We start from the raw sequence: 21,465 nt of genomic DNA on the forward strand, positions 1-21,465 counted from the left end.
GAGTGCCCACACAGATTGTCTGATAAATTGTTAAAGAGCAGTTGCGACGCGCTTTAGCGCTCTGTCGCGAGGTGGCGTATATTACGCGTTCCTCTTTCAGAGTCAACCCTTAACATCAGGATTTTTTTCTCTTCAACCGACCGGGTTGTTTGTGTGAAGTGATTCACATCTGCCGTGTCGATGGAGGCGCATTATAGGGAGTTCTCCGCCCCCCGCAATAGAAAAATGACACAAAAATGACTGACTGCTGCATTCCACAGCAAAACCCGCCCTTATACCTGTTTACACACAGACTTATCCACAACTGAGCAAAACGTTAAAAATTCGCGAGCGTTGCGCAAACGTTTTCGTTACAATGCCCGCGCAAAAAACACTCCCAGTACCGGGCGTTAGCTGAGTTGTTTTAAGAGAAAAAATTCAGCTAACGTTCTTCGTAAAGACAAATCCAGGGGATTTACCATGCAACAACGTCGTCCAGTCCGCCGCGCTCTGCTCAGTGTTTCTGACAAGGCCGGTATTGTCGAATTCGCCCGGGCGCTCTCCGAGCGTGGCGTAGAACTGCTCTCAACAGGCGGAACCGCGCGCCTGTTGGCCGAGAAAGGCTTACCGGTGACCGAAGTCTCTGACTACACCGGATTCCCGGAAATGATGGATGGACGCGTAAAAACCCTGCATCCGAAAGTGCACGGCGGGATCCTGGGTCGCCGTGGTCAGGACGACGCGATTATGGCGCAGCACGCTATCGCCCCTATCGATATGGTGGTTGTGAATCTTTACCCCTTTGCTCAAACCGTCGCCCGTGAAGGCTGTACGCTGGAAGATGCGGTAGAGAATATCGATATCGGCGGCCCGACAATGGTGCGCTCTGCTGCCAAGAACCATAAAGATGTCGCCATTGTGGTAAAAAGCAGCGACTACGACGCCATTATTAATGAGATGGATGCACACGACGGTTCGCTGACACTGGACACCCGTTTCGATCTGGCTATCAAAGCCTTCGAACATACCGCCGCGTACGACAGCATGATTGCCAACTACTTCGGTAGCCTGGTGCCCGCCTATCACGGCGAAAGCAAAGAGCCTTCCGGTCGCTTCCCGCGCACGCTGAATCTGAACTTTATTAAAAAGCAGGATATGCGTTACGGTGAGAACAGCCACCAGCAGGCCGCCTTCTATATAGAAGAAGAGGTAAAAGAGGCTTCCGTTGCCACCGCGCAGCAATTGCAGGGCAAAGCGCTCTCTTATAACAATATCGCCGATACGGATGCCGCGCTGGAGTGCGTCAAAGCATTCAGCGAACCTGCCTGCGTGATTGTGAAGCATGCGAATCCCTGCGGCGTCGCGGTCAGCGACTCGATTCTTGATGCGTACGAACGCGCGTGGAAAACCGATCCGACGTCCGCGTTCGGCGGCATTATTGCGTTTAACCGCCAGCTGGACGCCGACACCGCCCAGGCCATTATCTCCCGGCAGTTTGTTGAAGTGATTATCGCCCCGTCGGCCACGGAAGAGGCGCTGAAAATCACTGCCGCCAAGCAGAATGTTCGTGTGCTGGTCTGCGGCGAATGGGCGCAGCGCGAGCCGGGCCTGGATTTCAAACGCGTCAACGGTGGTCTGCTGGTTCAGGATCGCGACTTAGGCATGGTGACGCCTGAGGATTTACGCGTGGTCAGCAAACGCCAGCCCACTGAGCAGGAGCTGCGCGACGCGCTGTTCTGCTGGAAGGTGGCGAAGTTCGTGAAATCCAACGCCATTGTTTATGCTAAAGATAATATGACTATCGGTATTGGCGCAGGCCAAATGAGTCGCGTTTACTCGGCAAAAATTGCCGGTATCAAAGCCGCTGACGAAGGGCTGGAAGTGAAAGGCTCCGCGATGGCCTCTGACGCCTTCTTCCCGTTCCGTGACGGTATTGATGCCGCAGCCGCCGTCGGCGTTACCTGTGTTATCCAACCGGGCGGTTCTATCCGTGACGATGAGGTTATCGCCGCCGCTGACGAGCATGGCATCGCGATGATCTTCACCGATATGCGTCACTTCCGCCATTAATCCACGGAGCAGGCAATGAAAGTATTAGTGATTGGCAACGGCGGGCGCGAGCACGCGCTGGCCTGGAAAGCGGCGCAGTCGCCGCTGGTTGAGACCGTTTTTGTCGCACCGGGTAATGCGGGTACTGCGCTGGAACCTGGCCTGCAAAACGTGGCGATTAGCGCAACGGACATTCCGGCGCTGCTGAATTTTGCGCAGCAAGAAAAAATCGGTCTGACCATTGTTGGCCCGGAAGCGCCGCTGGTGATTGGCGTGGTCGATGCATTTCGCGCGGCAGGGCTGAAAATTTTTGGCCCAACGCAGGGCGCCGCTCAACTGGAAGGTTCGAAAGCGTTTACCAAAGACTTCCTGGCGCGCCACAACATCCCCACGGCGGAGTACCAGAATTTTACTGAGATTGAACCCGCGCTGGCTTACCTGCGCGAGAAAGGCGCGCCAATCGTTATCAAAGCCGACGGTCTGGCCGCCGGGAAAGGGGTGATTGTTGCGATGACCCTCGCTGAAGCCGAAGCTGCCGTCAACGATATGCTGGCTGGCAATGCGTTTGGTGATGCGGGCCACCGTATCGTTATTGAAGAGTTTCTCGATGGCGAAGAAGCCAGCTTTATCGTGATGGTGGATGGCGAGCACGTGCTGCCGATGGCGACCAGCCAGGATCATAAGCGCGTGGGCGACGGCGATACCGGCCCGAACACCGGCGGTATGGGCGCTTATTCTCCGGCGCCTGTGGTGACAGATGACGTGCATCAGCGCACGATGGAGCGGATTATTTGGCCAACCGTGCGCGGTATGGCGCAAGAAGGCAACACCTACACCGGTTTCCTGTATGCCGGTCTGATGATCGATAAACAGGGCAACCCGAAGGTGATTGAGTTTAACTGCCGCTTTGGCGACCCGGAAACGCAACCGATTATGCTGCGGATGCAATCTGACCTGGTGGAGCTGTGCCTCGCCGCCTGCGAAGGCAAGCTGGACGAGAAAGTTTCCCGCTGGGACCCGCGTGCGTCGCTGGGCGTCGTGATGGCAGCCGGAGGTTATCCGGGCGATTACCGTACGGGTGATGTTATTCACGGTTTGCCGCTGGAAGAAGTGGCTGACGGCAAAGTGTTTCAGGCCGGAACGCAACTGTCTGCCAACGAACAGGTATTAACCAGCGGCGGTCGCGTGCTCTGCGTGACGGCGCTGGGCGACACCGTGGCGCAAGCGCAACAGCGTGCCTATGCTCTGATGCGCGATATCCACTGGGACGGCTGTTTCTGCCGCAAGGATATCGGCTACCGCGCGATTGCACGCGAGCAGAACTAACGCAGCCGGGCGGGCGGCCTCAGAGTGGTCGCCCGTCGTGGCATCATTACCCTGCATCAAAAGCTTTTTTCTGTCGGTTGCCAGCGGCAAAAATCTTCATTAGCCACCAGCAGCAGCTGCGCACCTTCCGGCGATTCCAGCCAGGCGACGCTTACGGCTTTCGAAGAGTGGCGCTGGCGTTGCCCGATATGCCTGAGGGCTGACTCATCCAGTTCAGGCTGCAACACCTGCCCTTCGCACGTTTTAATGGTGCCATTTTGCTGCCACTGCCCCTGGCGCAGCACCACACGCCCCTGACGCAGCGCGTCGCTGGTCTGGCGGATTTGCGTGGCGCGATAGCGATATAAGGCAACCTGATCGCTGGAGAGCTGCTGTTTTTGCCCGTTGACTTCACGCTGCATAAAATTCAGTTCGCCGCTTTCGTCAAAGCGTACGCGAACATGCTCCGGCGGCGTACTGTAAACAGTAAATTCAATGAGCGTTAACGCATCGCCCTGCCAGCGGTATTCCCCCAGCCATGTGTTGCCCTGATTCCAGGGGCTAAAGGCGGAAAGCAGATGCGTCTCTCCACCTGAATCTTTGCGCCAGATCCGCACTGCTCCCCGATCGTCAGCAAAACCGCTGGCGGTAAAGGGAGGCAGTGAGGAATCATGGCTACAGGCAGTCAGTAACAGTACGCCAGCCAGCATCCGCGAGCGACGCCAGAATGACAAAAGGGGCGTCACCGCCCCTTCGTTAAAACTGTTCCCTGCCATGCTGCCTTACTTAACAGCGTCTTTCAGCGCTTTACCAGAAACAAACGCCGGCACGTTAGCTGCAGCGATTTTGATTTCTTTACCGGTCTGCGGGTTGCGGCCAGTACGCTCAGCGCGGTGGTTCACTTTGAAGGTACCGAAACCAACGAGTTGTACAGCATCACCTTCTTTCAGAGACTCAGTAACAGCAGCCAGGAAGGATTCCAGTGCAGCTTTCGCCTGCGCTTTAGACAGGTCGGCCTTGTCTGCAATTACATCAATCAGTTGAGTCTTATTCATAAGTTATCCTTTCAATGTGTTTATCGCTTGCTAAGCATCGAGTGCGACGGAAATGCCTTATAAAGCACTCTCCTGCATACACGCACCGATAGCCACTTTTTTTCGCCCCCCAAATGTAGACCAGACAAGGGTACGAAGGGAAGCCTTCTGGCACGACAAAACAGGCGTTAAATCACGTTTTATTGTCTCATTGCTGCAAATTTATACCGATATTGCTTTGGGAGAGCTCGCGCAGGTCCGCGCGCAGCCCCTTAATCAAATCAATATCGCGCTCTTCACAGTCGGCCAGAAGACGGAAAATCTCCCACTGAACGTCCCATTCTTGCTCTACCGCCGGGTTAATTTTCAGCTCGTCGTCCGTCATTTCCCGACCTTGCTGCGTCATTTCCAGCATCGCGACGGTCGTAATAGACGTTTTACTCACTTCAACGGCATGTTCCAGCGTTTCGCCGCTCAGACGTGAATGTATTAATTCACTCAATGCAACACAGGCATCAATAGCCGGATAAACACCGTAGAGATCGTAATCAGCCGCATCCGGGATCGCTTCTTCAAGCTTTTCCAGCTGGCTGTCGAAATTCACCTTTGCCCCTTTGACGATTTCGGTTTCCCAGATAAGGTCCAGAATCCGGCGATACAACAGCGCATCGCCAAAACCCGTCTGCTGGCAGAACATGGCGTAATTCGGGTACATGCGTTCGCACAGACAGGCCATAAAGACCACATGTTGCCAGCTTTCGAGCTTTTCCAGGCGCAGGTGAATTGGGTTTTGTAACATGATTGCTTCTCAAAGACGTTAATGCGCGCAGTTTACCTGATATTGCGCTGAATTTCCTGCCATCGCGCAAATGCCGGGCGACCTGACGCCACCGCATCGGCCCAGCGCGTCGGCTCCGGTAAACGGTAGCCTTTTATACAGCGCTGCACCCATGCCAGCGCGCTATCCTGGCTGACACGATGCCCGGTGGTGACGAATAACGGATTACAGCGCGCTTTACTGCGCCACACCCATGCCAGCTTCTCGCCTTTATCCATAAGCGGCGCCAGTGCGCCTGGCTCATCGGAAAGCGGCTCAAATTTACCGCACAGGCGTTTTTTCGCCACGCCGATAGTCGGCACATCCACCAGCAGCCCAAAATGGCTGGCCACGCCCAGGCGGCGCGGGTGAGAAATGCCGTGACCATCAACAAACAGCAGATCCGGTTTTTGCGACAGCATCTCCCACGCCGCCAGCAGCGCAGGGTATTCACGAAATGAGAGGAAGCCGGGGATGTAAGGCATGGTGGTGGGAATGCGCGCCACCTGATACTCCAGAAGCTCAAGCGATGGCCAGGACAACAGCACCATCGCTGCTCGCGTCACTTCGCCGCCCTGCTCGAAACCAACATCCGCGCCACCGATGAAGGTTGGCGGGTCCTTATCAAGACGATCCTCACGGATGACTGACGAGGCGAGTTCAATTTGCTGAGCGCGTAATGACGCGAGATCCATAATTGCTCCTTATTGATGCCAGGAGGCCGACAGACGGTGTACCGCCTCGACAAATGCTCCTGCATGTTCCGGCGGAACATCCTGATGGATGCCGTGACCGAGGTTAAATACGTGGCCTTCGCCTTTGCCGAAACCGGCAAGGATAGTCGCCACTTCTTCTTCGATGCGTTCAGGCGCTGCATACAGCATAGATGGGTCCATATTGCCTTGCAGCGCGACTTTATCGCCCACGCGACGGCGTGCATCCGCGATGTCGGTTGTCCAGTCCAGACCCAGCGCGTCGCAGCCGGTTTGCGCCATCGCTTCCAGCCACTGCCCGCCGCCTTTGGTAAACAGCGTCACCGGCACGCGGCGGCCTTCGTTTTCACGCAGCAATCCATCAACGATTTTGTGCATGTAGTAGAGAGAGAACTGCTGGTAATCGCGCCCGGTCAGCACGCCGCCCCAGGTGTCAAAAATCATCACCGACTGGGCACCCGCGCGGATCTGCGCGTTCAGATAAAGCGTAACGCTTTGCGCCAGCTTATCCAGTAACGCATGGAGAGTCAGCGGCTCGGCATACATCATTTTTTTGATAACGGTGAAGGCTTTACTGCTGCCGCCTTCCACCATGTAGGTCGCCAGCGTCCACGGGCTGCCGGAGAAGCCTATCAGCGGTACTTCGCCTTTCAGCTCACGGCGGATTGTACGCACCGCGTTCATCACGTAACCCAGCTCGTTTTCCGGGTCCGGCACCGGCAGCTTATCGACATCCGCTTTGCAGGTCACGGGGGAGGCAAAACGCGGGCCTTCACCGGCTTCAAAATAGAGCCCGAGGCCCATTGCATCCGGGACGGTTAAAATATCCGAGAAGAGGATCGCCGCATCCAGCGGGTAGCGGCGCAGCGGTTGTAGCGTCACTTCACAGGCCAGCTCGGCGTTTTTGCACAGCGACATAAAATCACCCGCTTGCGCGCGCGTGGCTTTATATTCCGGTAAATAGCGGCCCGCCTGGCGCATCATCCACACTGGCGTCATATCTACTGGCTGGCGCTGTAACGCGCGCAGGTAACGATCGTTTTTTAGTTCGGTCATTTTTGGTTCCTTAAGCGTCAGGCGACCAGTATATACACCTTATTCGTCATCTGCCCGACACATCGCCACCGTGTCTTCGATCAAACGCCGCGCCACCGTGCCGGGAGGCGGCAGCAAGGGCAGCGCATCGTAGCGATACCAGCCCGCATCCAGCAGTTCTTTAGGATCGATTTTAATCTCGCCGCTATCATATTCCGCCATAAACGCGGTCATCAGCGACTGGGGAAACGGCCAGGGTTGCGAGGTGACATAACGTAAATTTTTCACCTTGATACTGCTCTCTTCCATGACCTCTCGCGCCACGGCCTGTTCAAGGGTTTCGCCCACTTCGACAAACCCGGCCAGCACCGTGTAGATGCCGTTGCGATGGCGCGTATGCTGGGCCAGCAAGATGCTGTCGCCACGGCGAATGGCAACAATAATGCAGGGCGCAATTTGCGGGTAGTAACGTTCGCGGCAATGGGAGCAAAGCATCGCCCATTCGGTTTTGCTCGGATGCATGGTGTGCCCGCAGTAGCCACAAAACCTGTGCGAGCGGTAAAATTCAGCCAGTTGCACACCGCGCCCGGCCAGCTGAAACAGGCCAACATCCTGATCGATAACCTGGCGCACAGACCCCATATCCTGGTGGCGATGCTGGCGGATCATCCATACCGGTTCGCCCAGCCATTCCCCGATATGTAATGCGCTTTCACCCACAAGATTAAAATTTCCTGCCGCGCCATGTGGTAATTCTCCGCCGGGCAACCATAATTTTTGTTCATGGCTGACGATCCACCAGCCATAATCGCGTGCTTCAATAATACGTACCATTGCACTACCTTAGCTTCACTGGCATGTTATTAACATTATTATTACATTTTTCGGGACTTACCTATTTGCGGAGCCATTATGCTAAACCAGCTACAAACCCTGACAGAGCGCATTGGAGGCAGTAACAAGTTAGTCGACCACTGGCTGATCGCGCGTAAGCAGCTTCTCGTTTCCTACTACAATCTGGTTGGCATCAAACCTGGCAAAGGCTCGTATTTGCAGCTTAATGAAAAAGCGCTGGACGATTTTTGTCATAACCTGGTGGAGTACCTTTCCGCAGGCCACTTTAGTATTTATGAACGCATCATCAGCGAAATGGAAGGCAACAGCCCACTTTTTGCTGCGACGCAAATTTATCCTCTCCTTGAGGCCAACACCATCCAGATAATGGGTTACTACGACACGCATCTGGAAAATGCTATCGATGACGACAATTGGCTTGGATTCCAGCAGGCGCTGTCCAGCATCGGCGAAGCGCTGGACGCACGCTTTACGCTGGAAGATAAGCTGATAATGCTGGCTTTTGATAACAACCTCAGCGAAAGCGCGAACGATGAAAGCAATCTGGTGCGCCCCGCTTGAGTTATTAACGGTTAACGCGTAGTTTACATAAAGTATCTCCCGCCTGCGGGCGGGATTTTTATCTTGTCGGAGTGCCAATATTCCACAAAATCATTCGCGATGCGCCAGGGCGGCAAGTTCGTGAATCTCCGGGAGCTTACATAAGTAAGTAACTGAGTGAGCGAACGCAGCCAACAAAGCGGCAGCGTGAAGGATGAAGTGGTTTCCACAAAATCATTCGCGATGCGCCAGGGCGGCAAGTTCGTGAATCTCCGGGAGCTTACATAAGTAAGTAACTGAGTGAGCGAACGCAGCCAACAAAGAGGCAGCGTGAAGGATGAAGTGGTTTCCACAAAATCATTCGCGATGCGCCAGGGCAGCAAGTTCGTGAATCTCCGGGAGCTTACATAAGTAAGTAACTGAGTGAGCGGACGCAGCCAACAAAGCGGCAGCGTGAGAGATGAAGTGGTTTCCACAAAATCATTCGCGGTGCGTCGAGGCGGCAAGTTCGTGAATCCCCGGGAGCTTACATAAGTAAGTAACTGAGTGAGCGGACGCAGCCAACAAAGAGGCAGCGTGAAGGATGAAGTGGAAAAGGCTGAGACCGTTAATTCGGGATCCGCGGAACCTGATCAGGTTAAAACCTGCGAAGGGAACAAGAGTAATCCTTACACACAACCCCTTTTTAGGCGGTTTGCTGCTATTACTCCATCCGTCGTCTGGCAAGCCATCTCCTTAAATCTGGAATGAGCTATGTCTGCAAATACACTATCACGCCGTGAACAACGCGCCCTGGCGCAGCACTTTATCGATACGCTGGAAGGCACCGCGTTCCCTAATTCACAACGTATTTACATTACCGGTTCCCAACCGGACATCCGCGTGCCCATGCGCGAGATAGCGCTGAGCCCGACGCTTGTCGGCGGCACGAAAGCCCAGCCGCAGTACGTCGAAAACGAAGCGATACCGGTTTATGACACCTCCGGCCCTTACGGCGATCCGGCAGTCAATATCGATGTGCAACAAGGGCTGGCGAAACTGCGCGCGCCGTGGATTGCCGCGCGGGATGACAGCGAAACCCTTGATGAACGCAGCTCTGCGTACACTAAAGCGCGGCTGGCGGATGACGGCCTGGACAATTTGCGCTTTCGTGGCTTACTCACGCCGCGACGCGCCAAAGCAGGCCAGCGCGTCACTCAACTGCACTATGCACGCCAGGGCATTGTCACCCCGGAGATGGAGTTTATCGCGCTGCGTGAAAATATGGGGCGTGAGCGTATTCGTGGCGAAGTCCTGCGCAGGCAACATCCTGGCGAAGGGTTTGGCGCACGCTTAGCGGAAAATATCACCCCTGAGTTTGTGCGTGATGAGGTGGCGGCCGGGCGTGCGATTATTCCGGCGAATATCAACCACCCTGAATCAGAACCGATGATTATCGGTCGTAACTTTCTGGTCAAAGTGAACGCTAATATCGGCAACTCAGCGATCACCTCGTCGATTGAAGAAGAGGTGGAAAAACTGGTGTGGTCTACCCGCTGGGGGGCAGACACGGTAATGGATCTCTCAACCGGGCGCTATATTCATGAAACCCGTGAATGGATCTTGCGCAACAGCCCGGTGCCGATCGGCACAGTACCGCTCTACCAGGCGCTGGAGAAGGTCAACGGGATCGCCGAAGATCTTAGCTGGCCGGTGTTCCGCGATACGCTGTTGGAGCAGGCCGAGCAAGGGGTGGATTACTTCACCATCCATGCGGGCGTCCTGCTGCGCTATGTGCCGATGACCGCGCAACGCCTGACGGGCATCGTCTCGCGCGGCGGTTCTATCATGGCAAAATGGTGCCTCTCCCATCATCAGGAAAACTTCCTCTACAGCCATTTCCGCGAGATTTGCGAAATCTGCGCCGCCTACGATGTGTCGCTGTCGCTGGGCGATGGCTTGCGCCCTGGTTCCATACAGGATGCGAATGATGAAGCGCAGTTTGCCGAGCTGCATACGTTGGGCGAGCTGACAAAAATTGCCTGGGAATATGATGTGCAGGTGATGATTGAAGGCCCCGGCCATGTACCGATGCAGATGATCCGCCGCAATATGACCGAGGAGCTGGAGCACTGCCACGAAGCGCCTTTTTATACGCTTGGACCATTGACCACCGATATCGCGCCGGGCTATGACCACTTCACCTCCGGCATCGGTGCGGCGATGATTGGCTGGTTCGGTTGCGCAATGCTGTGTTACGTCACGCCGAAAGAGCATCTCGGGCTGCCAAATAAAGAAGATGTCAAACAGGGGCTTATCACTTACAAAATAGCCGCTCATGCCGCCGATCTGGCAAAAGGACACCCTGGCGCGCAGATCCGCGACAACGCGATGTCGAAGGCGCGTTTTGAATTCCGCTGGGAAGATCAGTTCAACCTCGCGCTCGACCCCTTCACCGCCCGCGCTTATCACGATGAAACCCTGCCGCAGGAGTCGGGAAAAGTGGCGCACTTTTGCTCCATGTGTGGGCCGAAATTCTGCTCGATGAAAATCTCTCAGGAAGTGCGCGATTACGCCGCAGCGCAAGCCATCGAAGTTGGCATGCATGAGAAGTCGCAAGATTTCCGTGCGCAGGGCGGCGAAATCTACCTGAAAAAGGAGGGCGTATGATGTACCAGCCTGATTTCCCGCCAGTACCCTTGCGCCTCGGACTCTACCCGGTGGTCGATAGCGTCGAATGGATTGCCCGCCTGCTGGAGGCTGGCGTGCGGACAATACAGCTGCGCATCAAAGATAAGCGTGATGAAGAGGTCGAAGGCGACGTGGCAGCGGCCATCGCGCTCGGACAACGCTACAACGCGCGGCTATTTATCAATGATTACTGGCGCCTGGCGATCAAGCATCAGGCGTACGGTGTCCATCTCGGCCAGGAAGACCTGGAAACGACCGACCTGAGCGCCATCCGTGCCGCCGGGCTGCGCCTGGGTGTTTCGACGCATGACGATATGGAGATCGACGTGGCGCTGGCCGCGCGCCCTTCCTACATTGCCCTCGGCCATGTTTTCCCCACGCAAACTAAACAGATGCCTTCCGCGCCGCAAGGGCTGGCGCAACTGGCGCGACATATTGAGCGGCTGAAAGATTACCCCACGGTCGCGATCGGCGGTATCAGCCTTGCGCGCGCGCCGGACGTACTGGCGACAGGTGTCGGTAGCATTGCGGTGGTCAGCGCGATCACTCAGGCCGCAGACTGGCGGCAGGCTACCGCGCAACTGCTTGAACTGGCGGGGGTGGGCGATGAATGATCAGGCGTTTATGCGCTACAGTCGGCAAATTTTGCTGGAAGATATCGCCGTCACCGGGCAGCAAAAACTGTTACACAGCCGGGTGCTGGTTATCGGTCTCGGCGGGCTTGGCGCGCCCGCCGCGGTATATCTTGCCGGTGCCGGGATCGGGACGCTGGTGCTGGCAGACGATGACACGGTGCACCTGAGCAACCTCCAGCGGCAGATCCTCTTCACCACAGAGGATATCAACGCCCCCAAAGTTCAGGTAACCGCCCGCCGTCTGGCACAACTCAACCCGGATATTGCACTGGTTGCACTGCAACAACGGCTTAGCGGCGAGGCGTTACATCAGCAGGTAGCGCAGGCGGATGTGGTGCTGGATTGTAGCGACAACATGCAGACACGCCAGGCCGTTAATGCGGCCTGCGTGGCGCTCTCCACACCGCTGATTACCGCCAGCGCAGTCGGTTTTGGTGGCCAGCTTATGGTGCTGACGCCGCCCTGGCGCCAGGGGTGCTACCGTTGCCTGTGGCCGGACGATAGCGAACCGGCGCGCAACTGCCGCACCGCAGGGATTGTCGGCCCCGTCGTCGGGGCGATGGGCACAATGCAAGCGCTGGAAGCCATCAAACTGTTAAGCGGTATGCCGACGGCCAGCGGCGAGCTGCGCTTATTCGATGCGCGCAGCAACCTGTGGCGAACGCTGGCGCTACGCCGCAGTGCGGGCTGCCCGGTATGCGGAGGGCAACATGCAGATACACTTCAATGATGAGCCGATGCAATGCATGCCCGGGCTTTCGGTGACGACCCTGCTCGACCAGCTAACGCAGTTAAAACCCGGCGTGGCGCTGGCATTAAACGAACAGATCCTGCCGCGCGAGCAGTGGGATGACCATCTTGTGCAGGACGGCGATCGCATCCTGCTGTTTCAGGTGATTGCCGGAGGCTGACATGCTACGTATCGCTGATAAAACATTTTCTTCGCGGTTATTTACCGGCACCGGCAAATTCGCCACCTCGCAACTGATGGTCGATGCTATTCACGCATCTGGCAGCCAGCTGGTGACGCTGGCGATGAAGCGCGTCGATCTGCGCCAGCGCAATGATGCCATTCTGCAACCGTTACTGGATGCAGGCGTGACGCTGCTGCCAAACACGTCCGGCGCGAAAAACGCCGAAGAAGCCATTTTTGCCGCACAGCTGGTGCGCGAAGCGCTGGGAACCCACTGGTTAAAACTGGAGATCCACCCGGATGCCCGCTGGCTGCTTCCCGATCCTATCGAAACGCTGCGCGCGGCGCAGAAGCTGGTGCAAATGGGTTTTGTTGTATTGCCCTACTGCGGTGCCGACCCGGTGCTGTGCAAACGCCTGGAAGAAGCGGGCTGTGCGGCGGTGATGCCGCTCGGTGCGCCGATTGGCTCAAATCAGGGGTTGGAAACCCGCGCCATGCTGGAGATTATTATCGAGCAGGCCCGCGTACCGGTGGTGATTGATGCCGGAATCGGCGCGCCAAGCCATGCCACGCTAGCGCTGGAAATGGGCGCCGATGCCGTGCTGGTGAATACGGCTATCGCCGTGGCCGACGATCCGGTCAGGATGGCGCGCGCCTTCCGCCTTGCGGTAGAAGCGGGCGAACTGGCGCGCCTGGCGATACCAGGCGCACGCCAGCGTTATGCAACGGCCACCAGCCCGCTAACCGGTTTTCTGGAGGCATCCGAATGATAACGTTTACCGAACGCTGGCGGCAGCTGAACTGGGACGATATCCGCCTGCGAATCAACAGCAAAACCCCGGCAGACGTAGAGTGCGCCCTTAACGCCCGGCAAGTGTCGCGCGAAGACCTGATGGCGCTGCTCTCACCTGCTGCCAGCGACTTTCTGGAACCTCTGGCGCAGCGGGCGCAACGCCTGACCCGGCAACGCTTTGGCAACACGGTAAGTTTCTATGTCCCGCTCTATCTCTCGAATCTCTGCGCCAATGACTGCACCTATTGCGGCTTCTCGATGAGCAATCATCTCAAGCGCAAAACGCTGGATGAACAGGAGATTGCGCGCGAATGCGCAGCGCTGCGCGAGCTGGGTTTTGAGCATCTTTTATTAGTCACGGGCGAGCACCAGGGAAAAGTCGGGATGGACTATTTTCGTCGCCATTTCCCCGCTATTCGCCGCAATTTCGCGTCGCTTCAAATGGAGGTGCAGCCGCTTTCGCAAGATGAGTACGCCGAGCTTAAAACGTTAGGGCTGGATGGCGTCATGGTCTACCAGGAGACCTATCACCAAAGCATCTATGCACAGCACCATTTGCGCGGTAAAAAACAGGACTTTTTCTGGCGGCTGGAAACGCCGGACAGACTGGGTCGCGCGGGTATCGACAAGATTGGCCTCGGCGCGCTGATAGGCCTTTCCGACAACTGGCGAGTGGATTGTTATATGGTGGCGGAGCATCTGCTATGGCTACAGCAGCACTACTGGCAGAGTCGCTACTCGGTCTCATTCCCGCGTTTGCGCCCGTGCGCCGGGGGAATTCCTCCCGCCTCGCTAATGGATGAGCGGCAACTGGTGCAAACCATTTGCGCTTTTCGCTTGCTGGCACCGGATGTGGAGCTGTCGCTCTCGACGCGGGAATCCCCGCACTTTCGCGATCACGTTATTCCCCTGGCCATTAACAATGTCAGCGCGTTTTCCAAAACCCAGCCAGGCGGGTACGCGGACAATAATCCAGAGCTGGAGCAGTTTGCGCCCCACGACGAGCGACGCCCGCAGGAGGTTGCCCGCGCCCTGATAGCCCGTGGGTTACAACCTGTATGGAAAGACTGGGATAGCTGGTTGGGACGCACGCCGCAAAAAAACAGCAATGCGCTGAAAATGGGTTAAATTTTCCCGAGTTGCTACGAGAAACATAAATCGGGCCGTCGCCATAATTTGCCGGGCGGTTCATAGTGCGCAGGTCATAGCCTTTATTGACCGGAGCGGGTAACCTCAGAGACCATGGCCCGCTCCGCTTTTTTTCCTCTTTAGCGTTAAAACCTGCCCAAAGGGTTATTTTTAAGACAAAATATAATAAGGAGTAATATTTGACCAAAAAACGTTCGGTGCGCAGTATACTTTTCATCCAGATAAAAAACGCGGCACTGATGCTGCGGAGCTAAACCCCGTGCTGCACCTGCACAATGATTTCCCGCTACTCGCTGCATGCTCAAGGATAAGAAAATGCACAGCAGACAACTTTCTTTCACCACACCGATTCTGATCAGTATCGTCGGGATTTTCCTCAGCTTTCTCGTCATCGCTATTATGGTGACGTTGGGCCAGCGTAGAGAAATCATGGAGAAGTACCATGAAATTAACCGCCATTTTGTCCATAACCTGGCGATTAACTACACGCAGTCTGTCCTGCGGGAAAATGACCATGTGATTAACCGTGCCGCCACATTTTATGCGCGGGAAGATCAGATGAACCTCACTATCAACATTGATCCTGAAACCGGGCTGCAGCAATTGATGCAGCTGCTGGCGCTGCTTCCCTCGACCTCATCGCTGGTGCTCGCGGACACCCAGGGCCATTACCTGCGCGCCCCGGCGGTGGTAACAGATAGCGAAACGCAACATTTTGATCCCCGAAAACGGCCCTGGTATATGCATCAGGCCGACTCCAGCCCATTTAATCACTACACCGGTATTTACCGCGACTATTTTACCCATACGCCGACGGTGACGATTTATACACCGATCATTGCACCAAACGGCAAGCTAAAAGGAACGCTGGCGTTTAATCTGGACCTGGCGTCCATGGGCTACACCCTGCGCGCCATGCAACCACCGATGCAGGGTGAGTTCCTTGTGGTGAATCGCGCCGGGCAAGTCCTGCAACATCCCGATAGCGGAGAGCTATTTAAATACGTCGTCAGCCCTGAGCTGTTGTCGAAGATGACCAGCGGTGAGGGCACGCTTTTTGATGAAAAGTCCTCAACCTGGTATTACTACTACTCTTTCACCAACCCGGACTGGTTTACGCTCTACAAAGTCACCACCGCGACGTTAGACAATATGACCCGCCACGAAACCATGATTGTGGGCTGGGGTTTTGCTACCGCAGCGGTGTTTATCATTCTGTTCGGCCTTTACTTGCGCCATGCCTCGCGCAATGTGCTGATGAATATCATCAACGCGATAAAAACCGGGGATGTTCAGCGCGCGCCGAAACTGGAAGCGATGCTCAGTCGCGCCATCATCAGTCGTAAAGAGCGTGAAGAGACATGGGTGCGCCAGGCCACGATGGATGCTTTAACAAACTGTAAAAACCGTCGCGCTTTTGATAGCGATATCTCTGCACTGATGACAGAGAATCAACCTTTTGCGCTAGCCTTGCTGGATGTCGACAACTTTAAATCCATCAATGACACCTGGGGGCATTTAAACGGCGACATTGTGCTGCGCAACGTTGCCCGGGAGGGCATCACCTTGCTGCAACCGCTGGGAATATCCATCTATCGTTACGGGGGTGAGGAGTTTGCGGTTATCTTCCCGGATGAGCATGTAGAGGATGCTTATGCCTTGATGGAAAAATGGCGCATCAAAGTGGATGAGCGCGTCTGGCGTGAAGAAGGGTTGCATGTGTCGTTTAGTGCGGGCCTTGGCGAGTGGAATATGGAGCCGCTTGAGCAGTTGATTTCCCGCGTAGACGAAGCGCTTTACCAGGCCAAGCTGCAGGGAAAAAATCAGATACAACATGCGAGTATGGGTTAAATTTCTGCGCGTTGTAACCGGTTTCAGACTGTTACGCCTTTCTTTGTGATGCCAGACACACAATCACAGTAAAGCAGTTGTTGAACCTGCCGCCGGGAGATAATTATCAATTATCACTTCAACACCGAGGCGGACTATGAAAAACATTGTTCTGTGTTGTGCGGCCGGTATGTCCACCAGCATGTTAGTACAACGTATGAAAGACGCAGCGCAAAAGAAAGGCGTCGAAGTCACCATCAAAGCGGTACCTGTGGCAGAGTTTAAGGACAATATTGCGACAGCAGACATCGTCTTGCTGGGGCCGCAGGTGAAGTATGAGCTGGCAAAATTGCAGGAGCAGGCAGAGCCGCTGGGTAAGAAAGTCGCGGTTATCGATATGATGGATTACGGCATGATGAAAGGCGATGCCGTGCTGGAAAAAGCCCTCAAACTGCTGGAGTGAGCGCATGGAAGATTTAGAAACCACCATTATGGAGCTGCTGGTGAACGCGGGAGCGGCGCGAAGCGCGGCGCTATCAGCACTGCAGCTGGCGCGCAAAGGCGATTTCGACGAGGCTGAAAAAGCGATGGAAGAGTCGCGCGAGTTTGTTAAAGGCGCTCATAAAATACAGACCCAGCTGATAGGGCTGGATGAAGGCACCGGCAAATTACCGGTGAATCTGATCACGGTTCATTCGCAGGATCATTTAATGAATGCCATGGTGATTCAGGATCTGGCTGGCGACATGATAGAGCTGTATCGACGGCTGCCGCCGCGCGATTAATGCTTTCTGCTTTTGTCAGGCAATCTGTTTTTATCTGACAATAGAGTGCCTGACAAACATAAAAAAAACCCGCCGAAGCGGGTTTTTTATTACGAGAAACGATTACTCGTTGTCTGAGCCACCCAGACCTGCGTTCAGCAGTTCTGCCAGGCTGGCGGAAGCTTCTTCCGCGCTCACCTGCGGCGCTGCCGGCAGTTCGCCCGCTGCGCGACGGCGCATACGATCCTGGTGGTACGCATAACCGGTACCCGCCGGGATCAGACGCCCCACGATCACGTTCTCTTTCAGACCGCGCAGTTCGTCGCGTTTGCCCGCAACAGCTGCTTCGGTAAGCACACGTGTCGTCTCCTGGAACGATGCCGCGGAGATGAAGGACTCGGTTGCCAGAGACGCTTTGGTGATACCCAGCAGATCGCGTGCATAAGTCGCAGCGATTTTGCCGTTCGCTTCCAGTTCGCGGTTAGCGATCTTGACGCGAGAGTATTCAACCTGCTCACCTTCCAGGAACTCGGAGCTGCCCGCGTTCATGATGGTGGCTTTACGCAGCATCTGACGAACGATAACTTCGATGTGCTTATCGTTGATCTTAACGCCCTGCAGACGGTAAACGTCCTGCACTTCGTTCACGATGTAACGCGTTACGGCGTGAACACCACGCAGACGCAGAATGTCGTGCGGTGCTTCCGGACCGTCGGAAACCACGTCACCACGTTCTACACGCTCGCCTTCAAACACGTTGAGCTGACGCCATTTCGGGATCATCTCTTCGTACGGCTCGCTACCGTCAACCGGCGTGATCACCAGACGGCGTTTACCTTTGGTTTCTTTACCGAAGGAAATGATACCGCTGATTTCTGCCAGAATCGCCGGCTCTTTCGGACGACGGGCTTCGAACAGGTCCGCAACGCGCGGCAGACCACCGGTAATATCCTTGGTACCGCCGGATTCCTGCGGAATACGCGCCAGGGTATCACCTGAGCTGATCTGCACGCCATCTTCCAGCTGCACAATCGCTTTACCCGGCAGGAAGTACTGCGCAGGCATATCAGTGCCTGGGATCAGAACGTCGTTGCCGTTAGCGTCAACGATTTTCAGCGCCGGACGCAGGTCTTTACCACCGGTAGTACGCTCTGCAGAGTCCAGAACCACCAGCGAAGAAAGGCCGGTCAGTTCGTCGGTCTGACGTGTAATGGTCTGGCCGTCAATCATATCGGTGAAGCGGATGAAACCGCTCACTTCGGTGATAACCGGCATGGTGTGCGGGTCCCAGTTCGCCACGGTTTCGCCGCCGGCAACCTGCTCGCCATCACCCTTCGCCATTACCGCACCGTAAGGCACTTTATAGCTTTCTTTGGTACGACCAAATTCGTCGATCAGTTTCAGCTCAGTGTTACGGGAGGTGATAACCAGTTTACCGCTGGAGTTCACAACCGTCTTCGCGTTGCTCAGGCGGATGCTACCTTTGTTTTTCACCTGGATGCTGGATTCAGCAGCCGCACGAGATGCCGCACCACCGATGTGGAACGTACGCATCGTCAGCTGTGTACCCGGCTCACCGATGGACTGTGCTGCGATAACACCGATCGCTTCACCTTTGTTGATGATGTGGCCACGCGCCAGGTCACGACCATAGCAGTGAGCACACACACCAAAGTCGGTGTCACAAGATACAACGGAACGCACTTTTACGCTGTCTACGGAGTTCGCTTCCAGCAGGTCACACCATTGCTCGTTCAGCAGCGTGTTGCGTGGAACCAGAATGTCCGCAGTACCCGGCTTCAGAACGTCTTCAGCGGTGACACGACCCAGTACGCGATCGCGCAGCGGCTCTTTAACATCGCCACCTTCGATAACCGGCGTCATGGTGATCCCTTCAAGGGTGCCACAATCGTCTTCGGTTACAACCAGGTCCTGCGCCACGTCTACCAGACGACGAGTCAGGTAACCGGAGTTCGCCGTTTTCAGTGCGGTATCCGCCAGACCTTTACGCGCACCGTGGGTCGAGATGAAGTACTGGAGTACGTTCAGACCTTCACGGAAGTTCGCGGTGATCGGCGTTTCAATGATGGAGCCATCCGGCTTCGCCATCAGACCACGCATACCCGCAAGCTGACGAATCTGGGCCGCAGAACCACGCGCACCGGAGTCGGCCATCATGTAGATACTGTTAAAGGAAACCTGCTGCTCTTCCTGGCCGTCACGGTTAATCACGGTTTCGGTTTGCAGGTTATCCATCATCGCTTTGGATACGCGATCGTTCGCCGCAGCCCAAATATCGATAACTTTGTTATAGCGTTCGCCCGCGGTAACCAGGCCAGACTGGAACTGTTCCTGAATCTCAGCAACTTCCGCTTCCGCTTCAGAGATGATCTCGTGTTTTTTCTCCGGGATGACCATGTCATCGATACCAACGGATGCACCTGAACGCGCTGCATAAGCAAAGCCGGTGTACATCGTCTGGTCCGCAAAAATAACTGTCGGTTTCAGGCCCAGAATGCGGTAACAGGTGTTCAGCATTTTGGAGATTGCTTTCTTGCCCAGCGCCTGGTTGACGATGGAGAAAGGCAGACCTTTCGGCACGATCATCCACAGAATCGCACGGCCAACGGTCGTGTCTTTCAGGCTGGTTTTCGCGACGAATTCACCGTTAGCGTCTTTTTCGTATTCAGTGATACGCACTTTAACGCGCGCATGCAGAGAGGCCAGGCCAGCGCGGTAAATACGCTCAGCTTCTTTCGGGCCAGTCAGCACCATGCCTTCGCCTTTGGCGTTAACACAGTCACGGGTCATGTAGTACAGACCCAGTACAACGTCCTGAGACGGAACGATGATAGGTTCGCCGTTCGCCGGAGACAGGATGTTGTTGGTAGACATCATCAGCGCACGCGCTTCGAGCTGGGCTTCCAGCGTCAGCGGTACGTGAACAGCCATCTGGTCACCATCGAAGTCGGCGTTATATGCCGCACAAACCAGCGGGTGCAGCTGGATAGCTTTACCTTCGATAAGTACCGGTTCAAACGCCTGGATACCCAGACGGTGCAGCGTCGGCGCACGGTTCAGCAGTACCGGGTGTTCGCGGATAACTTCGTCCAGGATATCCCAAACGACAGCTTCTTCGCGCTCAACCATTTTCTTCGCGGCTTTGATGGTGGTGGCCAGGCCACGCAGTTCCAGCTTGCCGTAAATAAACGGTTTGAACAGCTCCAGCGCCATTTTCTTCGGCAGACCGCACTGATGCAGACGCAGGTATGGACCTACGGTGATTACAGAACGACCGGAGTAGTCAACACGCTTACCGAGCAGGTTCTGACGGAAACGACCCTGTTTACCTTTGATCATATCGGCCAAAGATTTCAGCGGACGCTTGTTGGAACCGGTGATCGCACGACCGCGACGGCCGTTATCCAGCAGGGCGTCAACCGCTTCCTGCAGCATACGTTTTTCGTTGCGTACGATGATGTCCGGCGCCGCCAGATCAAGCAGACGTTTCAGACGGTTGTTACGGTTGATCACGCGACGATACAGATCGTTAAGATCGGACGTTGCGAAACGCCCACCGTCCAGCGGTACCAGCGGACGCAGATCCGGCGGCAGTACTGGCAGAACGGTCAGGATCATCCACTCCGGCTTGTTACCAGACTGTACGAACGCTTCCAGCAGTTTGATACGCTTGGTCAGCTTCTTACGTTTGGTTTCGGAGTTGGTTTCGTTCAGCTCTTCGCGCAGCTGTTCGCACTCTTGCTCCAGATCCATGCTTTTCAGCAGGGCCTGAATAGCTTCGGCGCCCATTTTCGCGTCGAATTCGTCACCGAACTCTTCCAGCGCGTCCAGGTACTGTTCTTCGGTCAGGATCTGGTTACGTTCCAGATTGGTCATACCGCCTTCGATAACCACATAGGATTCGAAGTACAGAACGCGTTCGATATCGCGCAGCGGCATATCCAGCAGCAGGCCGATACGGGACGGCAGAGATTTCAGGAACCAAATATGCGCAGTTGGAGACGCCAGCTCAATGTGGCCCATGCGCTCACGACGCACTTTAGTCTGGGTCACTTCAACACCGCATTTCTCACAGATAACACCGCGGTGTTTCAGGCGCTTGTACTTACCGCACAGGCACTCGTAATCTTTTACTGGCCCGAAAATACGTGCGCAGAAAAGACCGTCACGCTCAGGTTTGAACGTACGGTAGTTAATGGTTTCCGGCTTTTTAACTTCACCAAAAGACCATGAACGGATCATGTCTGGCGAAGCCAGAGCAATTTTGATCGCATCAAACTCTTCGGTTTTAGTTTGCGCTTTCAGAAACTTTAATAAGTCTTTCACGGATTTGCTCCCGTCGGAGTTAGCACAATCTGGCGCC

Annotated in this window: 19 protein-coding genes; 12 read left to right on the forward strand and 7 right to left on the reverse strand. The window is 55.4% G+C overall.

Annotation, left to right across the window (positions count from 1 at the left end; translation table 11 throughout):
• Nucleotides 1-459 precede the first annotated feature (459 nt).
• Together purH and purD are read left to right on the forward strand one after the other, a co-directional pair.
• Complete coding sequence (gene purH, locus ACTU3N_RS15375) at nt 460-2,049, forward strand: bifunctional phosphoribosylaminoimidazolecarboxamide formyltransferase/IMP cyclohydrolase (protein ID WP_443086990.1); 1,590 nt, start codon at nt 460-462, stop codon at nt 2,047-2,049.
• A 15-nt stretch (nt 2,050-2,064) separates the two neighbouring features.
• The gene (gene purD, locus ACTU3N_RS15380) at nt 2,065-3,354 is read left to right on the forward strand and encodes a phosphoribosylamine--glycine ligase (protein WP_443086991.1); all 1,290 of its coding nucleotides are present in this window, start codon (nt 2,065-2,067) and stop codon (nt 3,352-3,354) included.
• 56 nt (nt 3,355-3,410) lie between these two features.
• On the opposite strand, the gene ACTU3N_RS15385 is transcribed toward purD, so the two are convergent.
• From ACTU3N_RS15385 to nudC, 6 genes are all read right to left on the reverse strand, one after another.
• Nucleotides 3,411-4,109: a DUF1481 domain-containing protein gene (locus ACTU3N_RS15385; RefSeq protein ID WP_443086992.1), complete on the reverse strand. Its 699-nt coding sequence runs from the start codon at nt 4,107-4,109 to the stop codon at nt 3,411-3,413.
• Between the two features lie 6 nt (nt 4,110-4,115).
• Nucleotides 4,116-4,388 (reverse strand): nucleoid-associated protein HU-alpha, encoded by a 273-nt coding sequence (hupA, locus tag ACTU3N_RS15390; RefSeq protein ID WP_443086993.1) that lies wholly within the window; start codon nt 4,386-4,388, stop codon nt 4,116-4,118.
• A 187-nt stretch (nt 4,389-4,575) separates the two neighbouring features.
• A complete protein-coding gene (locus ACTU3N_RS15395; RefSeq protein ID WP_443086994.1) occupies nt 4,576-5,166 on the reverse strand; it encodes a YjaG family protein in 591 nt (196 codons plus the stop codon).
• A gap of 32 nt (nt 5,167-5,198) precedes the next feature.
• Nucleotides 5,199-5,879, reverse strand: a complete 681-nt coding sequence (nfi, locus tag ACTU3N_RS15400) for a deoxyribonuclease V (RefSeq protein WP_443086995.1) — start codon at nt 5,877-5,879, stop codon at nt 5,199-5,201.
• Nucleotides 5,880-5,888: 9 nt separating this feature from the next.
• Nucleotides 5,889-6,953, reverse strand: coding sequence for a uroporphyrinogen decarboxylase (gene hemE / locus ACTU3N_RS15405; protein WP_443086996.1), 1,065 nt, complete (start codon nt 6,951-6,953; stop codon nt 5,889-5,891).
• 39 nt (nt 6,954-6,992) lie between these two features.
• The gene (gene nudC / locus ACTU3N_RS15410) at nt 6,993-7,766 is read right to left on the reverse strand and encodes an NAD(+) diphosphatase (protein WP_443086997.1); all 774 of its coding nucleotides are present in this window, start codon (nt 7,764-7,766) and stop codon (nt 6,993-6,995) included.
• A 78-nt stretch (nt 7,767-7,844) separates the two neighbouring features.
• On the opposite strand from nudC, the gene rsd reads away from it, so the two are divergent.
• The 10 genes from rsd (at nt 7,845) to ACTU3N_RS15460 (ending at nt 17,102) form a co-directional block, all read left to right on the forward strand.
• On the forward strand, nt 7,845-8,348 hold the full coding sequence (rsd, locus tag ACTU3N_RS15415) for a sigma D regulator (protein ID WP_443086998.1): 504 nt from the start codon (nt 7,845-7,847) through the stop codon (nt 8,346-8,348).
• A 732-nt stretch (nt 8,349-9,080) separates the two neighbouring features.
• Complete coding sequence (thiC, locus tag ACTU3N_RS15420; protein WP_443086999.1) at nt 9,081-10,976, forward strand: phosphomethylpyrimidine synthase ThiC; 1,896 nt, start codon at nt 9,081-9,083, stop codon at nt 10,974-10,976.
• Nucleotides 10,973-11,611: a thiamine phosphate synthase gene (gene thiE, locus ACTU3N_RS15425; protein WP_443087000.1), complete on the forward strand. Its 639-nt coding sequence runs from the start codon at nt 10,973-10,975 to the stop codon at nt 11,609-11,611. The genes thiC and thiE overlap by 4 nt, the downstream gene beginning before the upstream one ends.
• Nucleotides 11,604-12,362 carry a HesA/MoeB/ThiF family protein gene (locus tag ACTU3N_RS15430; protein WP_443087001.1) on the forward strand — a complete coding sequence of 253 codons (759 nt, stop codon included), beginning with the start codon at nt 11,604-11,606 and terminating at the stop codon, nt 12,360-12,362. The genes thiE and ACTU3N_RS15430 overlap by 8 nt, the downstream gene beginning before the upstream one ends.
• On the forward strand, nt 12,343-12,543 hold the full coding sequence (gene thiS / locus ACTU3N_RS15435) for a sulfur carrier protein ThiS (RefSeq protein ID WP_443087002.1): 201 nt from the start codon (nt 12,343-12,345) through the stop codon (nt 12,541-12,543). The genes ACTU3N_RS15430 and thiS overlap by 20 nt, the downstream gene beginning before the upstream one ends.
• 1 nt (nt 12,544) lies before the next feature.
• Nucleotides 12,545-13,315, forward strand: coding sequence for a thiazole synthase (thiG, locus tag ACTU3N_RS15440; RefSeq protein WP_443087003.1), 771 nt, complete (start codon nt 12,545-12,547; stop codon nt 13,313-13,315).
• Nucleotides 13,312-14,466, forward strand: a complete 1,155-nt coding sequence (thiH, locus tag ACTU3N_RS15445) for a 2-iminoacetate synthase ThiH (protein ID WP_443087004.1) — start codon at nt 13,312-13,314, stop codon at nt 14,464-14,466. Before thiG ends, thiH begins: the two co-directional genes overlap by 4 nt.
• A gap of 336 nt (nt 14,467-14,802) precedes the next feature.
• A complete protein-coding gene (locus ACTU3N_RS15450) occupies nt 14,803-16,338 on the forward strand; it encodes a sensor domain-containing diguanylate cyclase (RefSeq protein WP_443087005.1) in 1,536 nt (511 codons plus the stop codon).
• 136 nt (nt 16,339-16,474) lie between these two features.
• Nucleotides 16,475-16,780 carry a PTS sugar transporter subunit IIB gene (locus ACTU3N_RS15455; protein WP_443087006.1) on the forward strand — a complete coding sequence of 102 codons (306 nt, stop codon included), beginning with the start codon at nt 16,475-16,477 and terminating at the stop codon, nt 16,778-16,780.
• Between the two features lie 4 nt (nt 16,781-16,784).
• Nucleotides 16,785-17,102 carry a PTS lactose/cellobiose transporter subunit IIA gene (locus ACTU3N_RS15460; RefSeq protein ID WP_443087007.1) on the forward strand — a complete coding sequence of 106 codons (318 nt, stop codon included), beginning with the start codon at nt 16,785-16,787 and terminating at the stop codon, nt 17,100-17,102.
• A 102-nt stretch (nt 17,103-17,204) separates the two neighbouring features.
• Here ACTU3N_RS15460 and rpoC read toward each other — a convergent pair whose 3' ends face one another.
• Nucleotides 17,205-21,428, reverse strand: coding sequence for a DNA-directed RNA polymerase subunit beta' (gene rpoC / locus ACTU3N_RS15465; RefSeq protein WP_443087008.1), 4,224 nt, complete (start codon nt 21,426-21,428; stop codon nt 17,205-17,207).
• Nucleotides 21,429-21,465 lie beyond the last annotated feature (37 nt).

It is taken from the genome of Vagococcus sp. WN89Y (genome assembly GCF_052220145.1).
Classification (GTDB): domain Bacteria; phylum Pseudomonadota; class Gammaproteobacteria; order Enterobacterales; family Enterobacteriaceae; genus Kosakonia.

Excerpts from the sequence above, each read along its gene's own strand:
- purH (WP_443086990.1), top strand. The coding sequence starts at position 460 with ATGCAACAACGTCGTCCAGTCCGCCGCGCTCTGCTCAGTGTTTCTGAC.
- purD (WP_443086991.1), top strand. The coding sequence starts at position 2,065 with ATGAAAGTATTAGTGATTGGCAACGGCGGGCGCGAGCACGCGCTGGCC.
- ACTU3N_RS15385 (WP_443086992.1), bottom strand. The coding sequence starts at position 4,109 with ATGGCAGGGAACAGTTTTAACGAAGGGGCGGTGACGCCCCTTTTGTCA.
- hupA (WP_443086993.1), bottom strand. The coding sequence starts at position 4,388 with ATGAATAAGACTCAACTGATTGATGTAATTGCAGACAAGGCCGACCTG.
- ACTU3N_RS15395 (WP_443086994.1), bottom strand. The coding sequence starts at position 5,166 with ATGTTACAAAACCCAATTCACCTGCGCCTGGAAAAGCTCGAAAGCTGG.
- nfi (WP_443086995.1), bottom strand. The coding sequence starts at position 5,879 with ATGGATCTCGCGTCATTACGCGCTCAGCAAATTGAACTCGCCTCGTCA.
- hemE (WP_443086996.1), bottom strand. The coding sequence starts at position 6,953 with ATGACCGAACTAAAAAACGATCGTTACCTGCGCGCGTTACAGCGCCAG.
- nudC (WP_443086997.1), bottom strand. The coding sequence starts at position 7,766 with ATGGTACGTATTATTGAAGCACGCGATTATGGCTGGTGGATCGTCAGC.
- rsd (WP_443086998.1), top strand. The coding sequence starts at position 7,845 with ATGCTAAACCAGCTACAAACCCTGACAGAGCGCATTGGAGGCAGTAAC.
- thiC (WP_443086999.1), top strand. The coding sequence starts at position 9,081 with ATGTCTGCAAATACACTATCACGCCGTGAACAACGCGCCCTGGCGCAG.
- thiE (WP_443087000.1), top strand. The coding sequence starts at position 10,973 with ATGATGTACCAGCCTGATTTCCCGCCAGTACCCTTGCGCCTCGGACTC.
- ACTU3N_RS15430 (WP_443087001.1), top strand. The coding sequence starts at position 11,604 with ATGAATGATCAGGCGTTTATGCGCTACAGTCGGCAAATTTTGCTGGAA.
- thiS (WP_443087002.1), top strand. The coding sequence starts at position 12,343 with ATGCAGATACACTTCAATGATGAGCCGATGCAATGCATGCCCGGGCTT.
- thiG (WP_443087003.1), top strand. The coding sequence starts at position 12,545 with ATGCTACGTATCGCTGATAAAACATTTTCTTCGCGGTTATTTACCGGC.
- thiH (WP_443087004.1), top strand. The coding sequence starts at position 13,312 with ATGATAACGTTTACCGAACGCTGGCGGCAGCTGAACTGGGACGATATC.
- ACTU3N_RS15450 (WP_443087005.1), top strand. The coding sequence starts at position 14,803 with ATGCACAGCAGACAACTTTCTTTCACCACACCGATTCTGATCAGTATC.
- ACTU3N_RS15455 (WP_443087006.1), top strand. The coding sequence starts at position 16,475 with ATGAAAAACATTGTTCTGTGTTGTGCGGCCGGTATGTCCACCAGCATG.
- ACTU3N_RS15460 (WP_443087007.1), top strand. The coding sequence starts at position 16,785 with ATGGAAGATTTAGAAACCACCATTATGGAGCTGCTGGTGAACGCGGGA.